The sequence below is a fragment of the Mycobacterium sp. 852002-51971_SCH5477799-a genome (assembly GCF_001667145.1).
GTDB lineage: Bacteria > Actinomycetota > Actinomycetes > Mycobacteriales > Mycobacteriaceae > Mycobacterium.
The window spans coordinates 1-14066 of sequence record NZ_LZIF01000013.1 but is presented as its reverse complement, the minus strand read 5'-3'; the positions used below and the strand labels follow the sequence as shown (position 1 = coordinate 14066).

Below are 14066 nucleotides of genomic sequence, written 5' to 3'. Positions count from 1 at the left end.
CCTCCGCCCTATGGCCCGGCAATCGACACCCCGACTGAGCCCCTACCCCCGAAGGACGGCCAACCGTGAAAACCGACACCCTTGGAGCCGCCTGGCGATTCGCAATAGTTGCGATCGTGTGCCTGCTGGCGGCCTTCGGAATGATCGCCGTTTTCGGTCAGCTGCGCTTCGACCGCGAGACGATCTACCGCGCCGAATTCACCAACGTAAGCGGGCTGAAGGTTGGCAACTTCGTGCGCGTCGCGGGTGTCGAAATCGGCAAGGTCCGCAACATCGCGATCCGGGACAGCAAGATCGCCGTCGTCGAGTTCGGCGTCAGCAAAGACGTCGCGCTCACGTTGGGCACCAAGGCCGTCGTTCGCTACCAAAACCTCACGGGTGAGCGCTATCTCGCGCTGCAGGAAGGCGCCGGTGGGCTGGCCGCGCTGCCACGCGGCGGCACGATTCCCATCGACCGGACTGCGCCGGCCTTGGACCTGGACGCGCTGATCGGCGGACTCAAGCCGTTGTTCCGCGCTCTGAACCCCGATCAGGTCAACACGTTGACACAGCAGCTCATCGCCGCCTTGCAAGGCGAAGGGCCGACGGTCGGCTCGTTTTTGCGCCAGACGGCGGTGTTCACAAGCACGCTGGCCGATCGCGACGCGCTGATCGGAGACGTGATCACAAACCTCAACACCGTACTAGGCTCGGTGAGCGACCAGAGTCGGCAGTTGGATACGGCCGTGAGCACGCTGTCCGATCTAGTTGGTGCGCTGGCAGCCCGCAAGACCGACGTCAGGGATTCGCTGGCGGCACTCAACACGTCGTCGGCGACCTTGGCCGACCTGTTCACCCAGATTCGCCCGCCCCTAACGAAGTCGGTGACCCAGGCCGACCGAGCGGCGGCAATCGTGGTGGCCGACCACGACTTCTTCCAAGACTTCCTGTCTCGACTACTGCCCACGTATAAACTGCTGTCGCGCCAGGGACTCTACGGCGACTTCTTCAACGCGTATATGTGCGAGCTGGTGCTCAAAGTCAACGGCAAGGGCGGTCAACCGACCTATGTTCGGGTGGCCAGTCAGACCACCGGGCGGTGTGCACCGAAGTGAAAAGGCCATCTGAGTACAACCCCAAAATAGTCGGCCTGATCGGCACATTGAGCGTGGCCGCCCTTGTCGCTCTGGCACTAGGCTTCAAGCACCTTCCGTTCGTGGACTCTGATCGGCGCTACACGGCCTACTTCGCCGAGGCAGCGGGACTGATCCCGGGCTCACCGGTGCAGGTCGCCGGGTTCCGAGTCGGCGAGGTCACCGACGTCAGACTCGACGGACCCCGGGTGCTGGTCGAGTTCACCATGGACGACAGCATCCATCCCGGTGATCGCACGGCGGCTGCGATCAAGACCAAGACCCTGCTGGGCACTCGGTTGGTCGAGGTGACCACACACGGCGACGGCCGCCTCGAAGGTCCGATTCCTTTGCAGCGCACGACATCTCCCTATGAGCTTCCGCAGGCGCTCGGTGACCTATCTCAAACCATCGCGGGCCTCGACACCAACAAACTCAACGAGTCGCTGACCACACTGGCTGAGACGTTCAAGAACACTCCCGCTGACTTGCGGATGGCCGTCGAGGGCATCTCTCGATTCTCCGACACGCTCAACAAACGTGACGAGCGACTTCGAAACCTGTTCGCCGACGCCAACAAGGTCACTGGCGTGCTCCGAGAACGCAGTGATCAGATCGTGGGCTTGGTGAACGACACCAACTCGCTACTCGGCGAATTAAGCGGCGAAGCCACCACCCTGACTCAGTTGTCTGGGAATATCTCCGCACTGGCCCAACAGATTTCGGGGTTGGTGGCAGACAATAAGTCCACGTTGCGTCCGGCGTTGGAGAAGGTAAATGGTGTGCTGACGATGATCGACAACCGCCGCGACGACCTGATCAAATCGATTCACCTGATCAGACGATTCAGTTTGTCGCTCGGGGAATCAGTGTCCGCAGGGCCATTTTTCCGCGAATATCTGGCGAACCTGGTGCCGGGTCAATTCTTTCAGCCGTTCATCGACGCCGCATTCTCTGACCTCGGGCTGGATCCCCACACGCTGCTGCCCTCCCAGCTGACCGATCCCCAGGTGGGTCAGCCGGCGACGCCGGCGCTGCCGGTCCCCTTTCCTCGCACCGGTCAGGGCGGGCCTCCGCGACTGACGGTGCCTGACGCCATCACCGGTAACCCGGGCGATCCGGGATGCGGTCCACCAGGTTTGCCTCTGCCGGGACCGAGCGGCTGTTACCCCTACCGCGAACCAATGCCCGCGCCGCCACCCGGGGGGCCGCCGCCGGGGCCGCCAGCTGGCTATGATCCCGCGGCACCGGCGGAGAACCTTCCGCCGTCCACGCCGGTCGAGGTCAATTCCCCGAATATGATTCCCGACTTCCCGCGACCGGGGCCGACGCCATGACCCGACACAACGTCAGCCGCCCAACGGTCCGCATCGCTTTGGCCGTCACGCTGGTCTGCGCGTTGGTCGGCGGTGTCTGGCTGACCTTCAGGGAAGTCCGACGCAGCGAGCGGATCCACGTAACGGCTTACTTCGCCAACACCAACGGCCTGTACGTGGGCGACCAGGTGCGCATTCTGGGAGTACCGGTCGGCGAGATTGAGAGCATCACCCCGAGCCCAAGTCGCGCCCGGGTTACGTTCTGGTACGACGCTAAGTACACCGTGCCGGCCGGGGCCGGCGCGGCGATACTGTCACCTGGATTAGTCAGTGCACGCGTTATCCAGCTGACGCCGGCGTACACCGGCGGCCCCAAAATGGCCGACAACGCGACCATCGCCCAGAGCCGCACCGCCGTTCCGGTCGAGTACGACGACCTCCGAGAGCAACTGGCGAAACTCAACCAGACACTGCAACCCACGCAAACCGGCGGCGTCGCTCCCGCTGGGCAGCTGATCAACACCGCCGCCGACAATCTGCGCGGGCAGGGGGCCCAGATCCGCGATGCGCTCACCAAACTCTCCGAAGCGATCTCAGCAGTCGGAGATCACAGCGGAGACATTGGGGGCACGGTCAAGGATCTGTCGGTGCTGGTCTCCGCGCTGCAGTCGAGCAGTGACGTGCTGGCGCGCCTCAACGGCAACCTAGCGACCGTCACCGGCTACGTCGCCCAGGATCCCAAGGCGATCGGCAACGCGGTCCGTGATCTGAACACCGCACTGGCGGACGTGCAGGCATTCGTCGCCGACAACCGCGAGACCCTTGGCACGACAGTCGACAAGTTGACCTCGCTGACGTCCGCGGTAAAGACCAGCCTGCCCGATCTGAAGGAAGTGCTGCATGTTGGGCCAAACGCATTGGCGAACTTTGCCAACATCTACCGCCCCGCAGCCGCCGCGATAGGAGGCAGCTTCGCGTTGGCCAACTTCGCCAGCCCCATCCAGTTCATCTGCGGCGCCATTCAAGCCGCATCCAAACTCAACTACCAACAATCGGCCAAGCTGTGCGTGCAATACCTGGCACCGATACTCAAGAACCGGCAGTACAACTTTGCCCCGATCGGCACCACGTTCGGCCTTGGCGTGATCCCGATCCCGTTGGGTCCCCTAATTCTGCCGATCCCGGTTCCCATCGCCGGGGCGGCAGCACGTCCGAACGAGATCACCTACAGCGAGGACTGGCTACGACCCGATTATCGTCCGGCTACCCCACCGCAAGCGGTGCCCCAGCCGGACGGCGCGGCGCCACTGGCCGCCGAACAGACCCACCCCGGGGCCGCTCGGTCAGGGCCACCGGCCGCGACACCTGGGGCCGTGGCCGACGAACCCGCCACCCAGACCCCCGCGGCTCCATCCGCAGCTGGAGCCGGATCATGATGCCGCTGAGGACACTTCACCGTCTCGCGGCCAGTCTGCTCGCCGTCGTGACGGTGTCGGGGTGTGCGTGGCACGGCCTGAACTCGCTGCCACTGCCAGGTACGGCCGGCGGCGGACCGGGCTCCTTCGAGATCAAAGCCCAGATACCCGACATCACCAACATCGAGCCCAACTCCAGAGTGCGGGTGGGTGATGTCACGGTGGGAAACGTCACCAACGTCGCGATCCAAGGCTGGCACGCGCTGGTGACGATGCGCATCGACGGCGACGTCGACCTCCCCGCCAACGCCACGGCGAAGGTCGGGCAGACCAGCTTGCTCGGCTCCCTGCACATCGAGCTCGCGCCCCCCACACATGCGACGCCGCAGGGCAAGCTCACCAACGGCGCGGTGATCCCGCTGTCGCGGGCAGGAAGCTACCCGACGACAGAACAGACGCTATCGTCGTTGTCGCTCTTGCTCAACGGCGGCGGTCTTGGCCAGCTGCAGGACATCAACGAAGCACTGACCACGGCATATGCAAATGGGCGCGATGCCGATATGCGTCAGCTGTTCGAGCAACTCGACAGGTTCACCGCCAACCTCAACGACCAGACCGGTGACATCATCCGGGCCTCTGAAAGTATCAACGGCCTGGCCAATCAGTACGCCAAGCAAAAGCCGGTGATCGACAACGCACTCCGCACGATTCCCGGCGCTTTCAAAGTACTCGCCGACGAACGCGACAAACTCGTCGAAACGCTCGACAAGACGGGCAAATTGGCCGATCTCGCGAACGCCACCATCGGGCCGACGAAAGACGCTCTGGTGCGACAGTTGCAGGACATCGGGCCGGTGCTGGAATCCTTGGCCAACGCCGGCCCCTCGCTGACCCGGTCTCTGGTCCAGTTGGGTGCGTATCCATTCAACATCTACAAAGTGCCCAAGACCCTGCGCGGTGACTACGCCAACCTATCAGTGATCCTCGACCTGACCTTGAACCGCATCGACACCAGTCTCCTTACGGGAACCCGATTCGAGGGCAACCTCACCGAGCTAGAGATGCAGTGGGGCCGCACCATCGGCCAGATCCCAGCCCCGTACACCTCGGGCAATCCGCTAGTCGTTCCCTACCACCTCAATCAGGGGTCATAGCGTGCACCTGGAACGATCGATCAAGATCAGGTTCGCGGTGTTCGCGGTCATCGCGGCGATCTCTATGACGGTCCTGACCGTGGGATACGGCCGCGTGGGCACATCGTTGTTCGGGGCCGACGAATACACGGTCATGGTGCACTTACCGGAGGCAGCGGGCCTCTACGCACGTGCCAACGTGACGTATTCGGGCAGCACCATCGGACAGGTGGAAGACGTCACGCTGACGCCGACGGGCGTCGAAGCTCGGTTGCGGCTCAAATCGACATACCAAGTCCCTGCACAGTCGACCGCGCAGGTTCACAGCCAATCGGCCATCGGTGAGCAGTTCGTGGCCCTGATGCCCCGCGATCCGGACTCGCGGCCGCTGCGCGACGGCGACGTCATCACCGATGTGACCATCCCCCCCGACATCAACGCTCAACTCGACCTGACCAACCGGGCACTTCTTGCGGTGCCGCAAGGAAATCTGAAGACCCTGGTCGACGAAAGTTACACCGCACTAGGGGGCTTAAGTCCCGAGCTGTCTCGTATCGTCGACGGAGCGAACAATCTCGCCATAGACACGCGCAACAACCTGGCCGACCTGACCAACATCATCGACAACTCCGGCCCACTATTGGCTTCGCAGGTGCAGTCCTCGGATGCAATCACCGCCTGGGCCGCCCACCTTGCCACCATCACTGGTCAGCTCAAGGACCACGACGATGCGCTGTCCGGTGTACTCCGGAAAGGTGGCCCGGCAGCTGACGAGGCACGAGCCCTGCTCGACCGGATCAAACCGTCCTTGCCGGTGCTCTTGGCCAACCTGGTCAGCCTCGCAGACGTGGGCATCGTGTTCAACCCGAACATCGAACAAACGCTCGTCCTCTTCCCCCAGGCGACGGCCCAAATCGGCGCGGTCGCCGTACCCAACCTAAATACCAAGCAGCCCTACCACGGCGCCATGGAGCAGTTTTCGCTCAACCTCAACCTGCCACCGCCATGCAGCACCGGGTACCTGCCGCCCAGTCAGCGCCGCACTCCCGCTGAAGTGGATGCGCCACCGCGGCCCGAAGGCGACCTGTACTGCCGGATACCGCAGAATGCTCCGTTCAATGTCCGTGGGGCCCGGAATATTCCATGTGAGACCAAGCCGTGGAAGCGGGCGCCGACGGAGTGGATGTGTGAAAGCGATCAGGAATACGTGCCCCTCAACGACGGCAATAACTGGAAGGGCGATCCGAACGCGACAATGTCCGGCCAAGACGTCCCCCAGTTCCCGCCCGGGGTGGTATCCCCCAATCGCCAGGTACCCATCTCTCCCGGCGGCGCTCCCCCACCGGCGACACCACCGACGGCGTTGGGGATCGCCGACTACAACCCCGTCGACGGAACGTACCTCGGTCCCGACGGTCAGGTGTACACCCAGACCGACCTCGCCGTGGGAGCCCGGGCCCCCACGCTGCGGTCACTGCTAGCTCCCGCCGCTCCCTGAAAGTTGAAGAGTCACAACATGAGCACCCGACGACGACTCGGAGCGGCCGCATCCAAGCCATTGACCGCGGTCGGCGAATTCTTCGCCATGTCGGCCGAAACCCTGTTGCTGATGTTTCGGCCACCATTCGCCTGGCATGAACTGATCCAGCAGGCGTGGTTCGTGTCTCGGGTGGCGATCGTTCCGACCATCATGCTCGCGATCCCCTTCACCGTCATGGCGGTGTTCGTGATCAACATCCTGTTGATCGAGATCGGCGCCCAAGACGCAGCTGGCAGCGGGGCTGCACTCGGCGCTGTCACCCAGATCGGCCCTATGGTTACGGTTTTGGTCGTAGCCGGTGCAGGTGCCACGGCAATGTGCGCCGATCTCGGCGCCCGCACGATTCGCGAAGAGATCGATGCGATGCGCGTGCTGGGCATCGACCCCCTCCAACGGCTCGTCGCCCCGCGGGTGGCGGCGGCAACGATTGTCGCGATGCTGCTCTCCCCATTGGTGACAACCGTCGGGCTCGTCGGAGGATTCGCCTTCTCGGTATTTCTACAGAACGCCACCCCGGGAGCCTTCGCCGGCGGACTCACACTCCTAGTGGGACTTCCCGAGGTGATCATCTCGATCGTCAAATCGGCATTGTTCGGTATCACCGCCGGGTTGATCGCGTGTTATAAGGGGTTGTCGGTAGGTGGAGGTCCCTCGGGCGTCGGTAACGCCGTCAACGAGACAGTCGTGTACTCCTTCGTCGGTCTGTTCGTCATCAACCTCATCGTCACCGCGGTCGGCGTTTCGGTGACGGCATGACGGTCAGCCACCCCAGCCGCCTGTGGCCGCGGGCCGCCCGGGCGCGGTCGCGAGTGACCCAGAGTTGGCAGCGGCTGGGCACACAGGCGGAATTCTATGCAAAGACACTGCTGTCCATCGGTGACGTATTCAGACGCTACCCCGCTGAACTGATCCGCGTCATCGCCCAAATGGGTTTGGGTACGGGCGCACTCGCACTGATCGGCGGCACAGTAGCGATCGTCAGCATTCTGACGTTCTCAGCCGGTGCGCTGATCGCCGTCCAGGGTTACCACTCGCTGTCCAACATCGGCATCGAAGCGTTGACCGGCTTCGTTTCCGCCTACGTCAACGTCCGGCTCATCGCTCCCCTCATTGCCGGCATCGGCCTGGCCGCCACGATCGGAGCTGGCGCCACCGCTCAACTCGGCGCGATGCGAATCAACGAAGAGATCGATGCGCTCGACGTCATCGGAATCCGCTCCATCGCCTACTTAGCGTCGACCCGTGTGGTCGGAGGCGTCATCGTCGTACTTCCCTTGTATTGCCTCGCCGTGTTGATGGCGTTCCTTGCCGCACGCCTGGGCACGACCGCAATTTACGGCCAGTCCAGCGGGGTGTACGACCACTACTTCTATACCTTCCTCAACCCGGTGGATCTCGCGTGGTCGTGTATGACCGCCGTCGTCATGGCAATAGTGATCATGTTGGTCCACACCTACTACGGGTTCAACGCGTCCGGCGGCCCGGCGGGGGTCGGTGAGGCCGTCGGACGCGCGGTGCGTACATCCATGATCACCTCCGTAACAGTGGTGCTCGGTGTCACCCTGGCCATCTACGGCCAGTCGCCGGCTATCAACCTGTCCGGCTAGACCCGATGCCCGAATCCGACCCAGACCAAAGGACCGTCTTTCCCCGCACCGACCACACCGAGGAGCCCGCTGATGCACTTCCAGCCCGACGACATTCCAAGCCTCACCCCGGATTACGGCAGTGGTGGTATGCGCTCGATCCGCGCTGGCGCCACCAACATGGAGATCGGGTACAGCTGGTGTCGCACCCCGGTCGACACCGGACCGTTCTACAAGGGCCTTCCCGACGACACCTGCCCCTGCGATCACTACGGCTACGTGAAGTCTGGGTCTTTTCGGGTGATTTATACCGACGGCTCACAGGAACTGATCGAGGACGGCTCCGTGTACTTCATCCCGAAGGGCCATCACTTCATCTATGACGAGGCGTGCGAACTGATCGAGTTCAACCCCCACGACCAGTTGCAGCAGTTAATGCAGCACTTCAACGTCGAGCTCGCCAAGGTCGCCGAGGAAGGCGACGTGGACTCCTACAAACCGAAGCGGTGACAGCCCCGGCGAGAGAGCGTGGCGCGCTCAGTAACGGCGCACCGGGCCTCGGTGCTCAACGCTAATTGCCATGTCCACCGACGAGCCGTCTTCGCCGTGATGTACGACGCAGCCCGCCGATTGTCGACACGAGGTAGGCATCAGTCACACTGAGCACTCCCATGCTGATGCGGCGCCACGGAAGTCTCTGAATGACACCGCAAGTCATTCAATTCGAGCGTGATTTTGATTTCATATACAACAGTCCGGTCTGAGCGAAGGGAGCCCTAGGCGATCCTCGATCGGTTGCGATCGTGATCGGCGCGGGAAGAGGAATCGGTCGAGGCGTCGCCGTCGCCCTCGCCCCCTAGCCCGCGCAACTGGATGCAGGCTTCGAGCAACGCTGTGTAACCGTGTACCCGTCCGCCCGACAGTTGGCCTCCGCCGGTACTGATCGGCAGCTCACCGTCCAGGGCAATGCGCTGCCCCCCTTGCAGGAACCGTCCCGCTTCGTTGCGCGGTACGAGCCGGAGCGCCTCGAGCCACCGGACCGCGTAGATACTGAAACCGTCATACACTTCAGCGATATCAACGTCACCGGGTGTCAAATCCGAACGTTCCCACATTATCTCGGCGCATGCTTGGAATCCGCTGGCGGTCCCAATGGCCTCGATCCGCACCGCACCGGGCCACGCACCAGGACGCGCGCGAGAGATGACGACGGCCATCGCACCGTCCACTGGTACATCACAGTCGTAGATGCATAGGAGGTCGGAAATCGTCCTCGACTCGAGGTAGTCCTCGACAGTCATCGGCTCCCGATACACCCGGATTGCCGGCCGCGTTCGACCGGCCGACAACCGCAAATTGCGCGAATTGGTCACGACTGGAACCGCTCTCATGCATGTAGCGTTGCATGGCCAACGCACCGTAGGTCGAGCACCCGGCACCGTAGGGCTTGCCCCACGACATCGCATCACGGGTGGAGGCGTACTAAAGATTGACGGTCACCGGCTATCTTCTGGGCAGTCGACTCCCACACACAGCGAAACATAAAACGTGCGAAGCTAGTCCGGCGGCGACCGCCAAGACGGCGCTGGCGACCGTTCCCAATTGCCCCGGCATCTCGTTACCCGCGTTGTGCCATCGCAGATTCAATCCCAGCATCGTTCTGAGGTCCTCGGTGCCGGCGCCGGTGATAGCCGGCGTCGAACTGACTGCGCCTAGACAGCTGGAAACCCTGTCGATGTCCGCCCGGTTCAACCCGGCATCGTCAGTGGCGTCGAGGGGCAGCGTCGAGCGCGAGCCGGCGGGGATCGATATCAAGACGGCGACCAATCGAGGACCGACCGATACCTGAAATTACCGCAAGGTCCTCAGCCTTCATCGAGTGAACACCGGTGCTCAGGCTTCGCCTGCTGGTTCGAACGCGACGTGAACCTCCATCCCGACCGTCGGATTCTGACAACCGACTATTCGCTAAGCAACCGGAGTCCGGGCTGTTCTTCCAGCTCGATCAGCGCCAACACGTAGGGCGACTCGCGCTGCGGGCCCACTGGTAGCGATTGATGGTAAACGAATGGACAACACCGCGCCCGCTGACCGGCGCCCCACGATATGGCCACTCAAGCATCGAGGACATACCAGCGGCGGCGGATGATGCCATGTCCGGCAATCCTCACAGCGTGCAATCCTCAGTTCTTGTACCGATCCTTTCTCCCAGAAGTCGCGCGAACTATCAGTGACGGTCGGAGCCGGACGGGTTGTCATTTGTCGTCTTTCGCAGGGCTGAAGAACCCACGCGCAGAAAGTAATTCGACGACGTGGTCGGCCTCGGTGTGGAACAGGTGGGCGAACTCCCGCTCGGCGGTTTCTCCTGCGCGAATTGCGATAGCGTGCATGACTGCACGCATACCCCGCTTGTGTATACGATCGGAGCCGGGAACTTCTGTGAAGTAGTTCCCAGGAATGATGCTGCTCGTGAGTACGCGTGCCATCGAGACGACGCGGCGAGAACCTGCGGCCAGCACCAAGTGCCGCAAGAACACGTTGTTGCAATCCCATAGTTCATCGGGGTCACTGGTTTTCTGAAGCGCCTTATTGACTTCGGCGAGCTGAGCGATCTGTTCGTCGGAACCACGTTCCACCGCGCGACGTGCGCAGAAGCCATAAAACATCCCGATCAACTCGAAATGATCGTACGTCGAGTTCTCGTCGAGACCGATGACGAAGGCTCCCCGGTGCGGTTCGGCGGCCAACCAACCCTCGCTGGCTAACGCGATGACGGCCTCCCGCACGGGCACCCGGCTCACCCCGAGGTGCGCTGCGATCTCGTCTTGAGGAACACGGTCACCCGCTTCGAATTGGCGCTCAAAGATCATTCGCCGTATGTGCTCTGCCACCTGGTGGGCGCTTGTGAACCGTAGGGGCGCGGCTGAACGCGTCTGAGCGAGCGTAGTTATCGCGCTTTCCTTCTCCTTAACGTGACCTCCTGCGAAACGCACGTTGGCGGGCCTTAAATGCATCGACGGCATTCGCGTCGTCGCGCATAGACCCTGCGGCAAGATTATATACTTGATACATCATTTGTTGAAACCACAAAATGACACGGGCGGCCACGCATGCTTACCGACAGACCCTACGCCCAGCGTATCGTCGCCGAGACGGCCAACAGGCGAACGGCCAACCGCAGCACAGGACCCGGTAGTGGGAATAGCGGACCCCTGAGTCGTGCGGGCAACGGTGCGCGCGCAGCCCTAAGACCGCTGGAGCCGATAGTGACACGGTTGCCGCGCCGGCGGCTCCGAAGCTGGCGCGCGACACCATACTCAGGCCGGCTCAGCCGGGGGACGGCTGATCCCGAATTTGGGCGCCGGTTCCGCTGTGATCCCGTCAGTCGGCGATGACGGCCAGGCCGTCGGTGAGTACCAGGTCGGTGCCACGGGTGGTCTGAAATCCAAAGGTTTTCTGTCCGTTGCCTGGTCACTGCAGGATGCCCACCGGACAGACCAAGCCAGCCCCCCGGCGTACTCAAGAGGAGCGCAGCGCACACACTCGCGCGCTACTGCTTGATGCCGCCATCGACTGCATCGTCGACTACGGCTACGCAGGAACGACCACGCCTCGAGTGGCCGAGCGTGCCGGCGTGACGCTGGGCGCCCACGGGCATCACTTCGGATCGAAATCCAGCGTGCTCGTCGCGGCGATCCAACACCTTGCGGATCGGCGGATCGAGGAGGCGCTGCTCGAGGCTCCACGTGTGCCCTGATGTTAGAAAGCTTTGCGTGGCACCGGTTTGCATGCCACCTATCTTCCCGAGAACGTCGCGCTAGACCATTGAGCGGCCGCAATGTCTCACGCACATTCAGCGCTTGGATGGCTGGCGCCACGACCGAGATACCCTTGCCAGCCACGGTGTTCATCGGGTCACCCGCGGTGACCCACTTGCTGGCGTCCGAAGCAGCTCGAAGGGATCCAGCAGATAGCCCTGGTGGGCCGCCAGCTAAGAACGCCAACGGGATATCGCGGCCGACGGAGCCATCAGGTTCTCATAACCCGCGGTGGTAACCCCTATCGTCGCCGTTGCCCAGGTCAGTCCGAACGATGGTCCGACAATCCAAACCACCGCACTAGCGTCGACAGAACCCTGGTGAGCCTCATGTCCAGCCTCGATCGTCCAGTTGCCGTGTGATCAAATCTCCACACATTCGTAGGCCCGACAAGCGGCATCCCGCTAGCCCGGTGGGGGTTGGTAGCCTGCGGCTGAGTTGCGCAGCTGCCATATCTCGGCAGGGCACAGAAGGTTAATCGCGTACGAGACAAGGTAATTGGCCGCAAACTCGTCGTTGGGAATTACGTCGCGTTTCACATCGCCCATTACTTGACCGTAGCTCTGGCCTCCGCTGACCTTGTCACAGATACGGTGGCCGTACTCGATGGCTTGGTCGGGGTTGTCAAAGTTGTAGTGGCGCCGCACCATTACGTCATAGGTGTATTCCACTTCCGGCGCTGGCGCGGCATGCGCCCGTGCGGCTAGCGCCGGTGTGGTATCGCCGAGTCCAGCGGCAACGACGACAAAGCCGATGAGCCACTTTCGACGCCTGGCCGCTGATGCCCGAGTGCGCTTGCACCGGTGTAGCAGGCGCGCGCCGATCGGTGTCCTATCTCTACACGTGCCGTGCGTACGCTCGAGGCCGTCGCACGGCTTCGAGCCAGGGTTGGAGTTCATGTCATGTTCGCTAAACATGAAGCGATGCTTAGGTTCAACGGCTTCCTCTATTGCGGCGGGTAGGCGGGTGGCGGGCTTACCCCCCGCAGGATCCAGGGCAGCCAGTCGAGGCCGTGTTCGAGCTCGTCGCTGGCGTCGTAGTCGGGGCTGGGACCGACCGGAACGTTCTCACCCTGGGTGTTGACCGGCTGCGCTGGCCGCCCATAGACGGCGACCACGACGGTGCGATCCAGGCTGTTCAATGACCACACGCCGATTTGGCTGTTGGCGCAGTTGGACATGATGGCGAAATCTGCGGGGTCGTGATACCAGCGGTTGATCAACTCGATGCCGCTGATGGCCAATGCGGGGTTGACCGCCACGGTTTCGGCCACCTGACCGTGGTAGCCGGCCGCATTGGCGCGGTCTTGCGGAGTCGACCCGTCTGAGCCGATATCACCGTCGAGGGCCCGGTTGTTCAACACATCTTCGGTGTGGCGCTGGGCGGCGAGCTGCAGTTGCGGGTTGGGCCTGACGTCGTTAGTGCAACCCGCCTGATGCTGCATGGTGAAGACATTGGAGACCACGCCGTCATTGAGGCGCTTGTTGTTCGGTATGAGCGTGTTGTTGTCGTTATCCGCATGTGCGGCAGGCGTGCCCAGTAGCGCGCCGGCGACGACGATCACCCAAGCAGCAACGGTCAGCCCTCGAGACTTCACGATCGTCTCCCCTATGTCGGTCCGTGACGGCCGACGGCTGGTAGTGGATGCAGCTGCCAAATCAGTGCGGGGCACACTTCGCTCACCGCTTGGTTGACCAAATACTGTGCCTGGAATTCATGGTCGTGTTGAAATTGGTCTTCACGGCGCCGACAAGCTGCGCACAGGGGCGAGATACCGCAACATCGGCGGTGGGAAAGTTGAAGCCTGGCAGCACGGCCCGGAACTAACTGTCCACCGATCAGCAACCGGTCCACCTCGAGGTGAACGACCATCCCTAAGATTCCATATCTGCTGATATTTCAGCGTTCCAGACGATATTCAGACACTGTAGACGAGACTATGGCATCGATACAAGGAATTGGAGGGAACGATAGGGCGGTTCGTGGCTGCTGCGTCACGCGGCCGCAATGGTGACCTAGAAAGGATGCTGCCGGTGCCTCTCATGGAGTCCACGGATCCCCCCAACGCCGGGGCGGACGGTGGCCGATGACCACAGACCACTTGCACTCGATGCAAGGGGGGTGACATGCAGATCGGCTAAATCGG

General features: G+C 62.5%; 14 protein-coding genes. 9 read left to right on the top strand and 5 right to left on the bottom strand.

The features are described 5' to 3' along the window. The first annotated feature begins 65 nt into the window (after positions 1-65). From A5753_RS00960 to A5753_RS00925, 8 genes are all read left to right on the top strand, one after another. Complete coding sequence (locus A5753_RS00960) at positions 66-1094, top strand: MCE family protein (protein ID WP_067122172.1); 1029 nt, start codon at positions 66-68, stop codon at positions 1092-1094. Then, positions 1091-2449 carry an MCE family protein gene (locus tag A5753_RS00955; RefSeq protein WP_067122175.1) on the top strand — a complete coding sequence of 453 codons (1359 nt, stop codon included), beginning with the start codon at positions 1091-1093 and terminating at the stop codon, positions 2447-2449. The genes A5753_RS00960 and A5753_RS00955 overlap by 4 nt, the downstream gene beginning before the upstream one ends. Then, a complete protein-coding gene (locus A5753_RS00950; protein ID WP_067122169.1) occupies positions 2446-3864 on the top strand; it encodes an MCE family protein in 1419 nt (472 codons plus the stop codon). Before A5753_RS00955 ends, A5753_RS00950 begins: the two co-directional genes overlap by 4 nt. Further along, positions 3861-4997: an MCE family protein gene (locus tag A5753_RS00945; RefSeq protein WP_304441430.1), complete on the top strand. Its 1137-nt coding sequence runs from the start codon at positions 3861-3863 to the stop codon at positions 4995-4997. The genes A5753_RS00950 and A5753_RS00945 overlap by 4 nt, the downstream gene beginning before the upstream one ends. A gap of 1 nt (position 4998) precedes the next feature. After that, entirely contained in the window at positions 4999-6474 is a 1476-nt protein-coding gene (locus A5753_RS00940) for an MCE family protein (RefSeq protein WP_067122160.1), read from the top strand. A gap of 18 nt (positions 6475-6492) precedes the next feature. After that, a complete protein-coding gene (locus A5753_RS00935) occupies positions 6493-7272 on the top strand; it encodes an ABC transporter permease (protein WP_067122157.1) in 780 nt (259 codons plus the stop codon). Continuing rightward, positions 7269-8123 (top strand): ABC transporter permease, encoded by an 855-nt coding sequence (locus A5753_RS00930; protein WP_064880550.1) that lies wholly within the window; start codon positions 7269-7271, stop codon positions 8121-8123. Before A5753_RS00935 ends, A5753_RS00930 begins: the two co-directional genes overlap by 4 nt. Positions 8124-8195: 72 nt before the next feature. Next, positions 8196-8612 carry a hypothetical protein gene (locus tag A5753_RS00925; protein ID WP_067122153.1) on the top strand — a complete coding sequence of 139 codons (417 nt, stop codon included), beginning with the start codon at positions 8196-8198 and terminating at the stop codon, positions 8610-8612. Between the two features lie 266 nt (positions 8613-8878). Here the strand turns inward: A5753_RS00925 and A5753_RS00920 are convergent, their stop codons facing one another. The 3 genes from A5753_RS00920 to A5753_RS00915 form a co-directional block, all read right to left on the bottom strand. Then, positions 8879-9403: a hypothetical protein gene (locus tag A5753_RS00920; protein ID WP_067122150.1), complete on the bottom strand. Its 525-nt coding sequence runs from the start codon at positions 9401-9403 to the stop codon at positions 8879-8881. A gap of 667 nt (positions 9404-10070) precedes the next feature. Further along, positions 10071-10361, bottom strand: a complete 291-nt coding sequence (locus A5753_RS25125) for a zinc ribbon domain-containing protein (RefSeq protein ID WP_082971111.1) — start codon at positions 10359-10361, stop codon at positions 10071-10073. Next, complete coding sequence (locus A5753_RS00915) at positions 10358-11053, bottom strand: GntR family transcriptional regulator (protein ID WP_255361336.1); 696 nt, start codon at positions 11051-11053, stop codon at positions 10358-10360. The genes A5753_RS25125 and A5753_RS00915 overlap by 4 nt, the downstream gene beginning before the upstream one ends. 530 nt (positions 11054-11583) lie before the next feature. Between A5753_RS00915 and A5753_RS23505 the strand changes: the two genes are divergently transcribed. After that, positions 11584-11859 carry a helix-turn-helix domain-containing protein gene (locus A5753_RS23505; RefSeq protein WP_082971110.1) on the top strand — a complete coding sequence of 92 codons (276 nt, stop codon included), beginning with the start codon at positions 11584-11586 and terminating at the stop codon, positions 11857-11859. A gap of 465 nt (positions 11860-12324) precedes the next feature. Here the strand turns inward: A5753_RS23505 and A5753_RS00910 are convergent, their stop codons facing one another. After that, on the bottom strand, positions 12325-12675 hold the full coding sequence (locus A5753_RS00910) for a DUF732 domain-containing protein (RefSeq protein ID WP_064880562.1): 351 nt from the start codon (positions 12673-12675) through the stop codon (positions 12325-12327). A 191-nt stretch (positions 12676-12866) separates the two neighbouring features. Further along, positions 12867-13517, bottom strand: a complete 651-nt coding sequence (locus tag A5753_RS00905; protein WP_067122143.1) for a CAP domain-containing protein — start codon at positions 13515-13517, stop codon at positions 12867-12869. Positions 13518-14066: the final 549 nt, after the last annotated feature.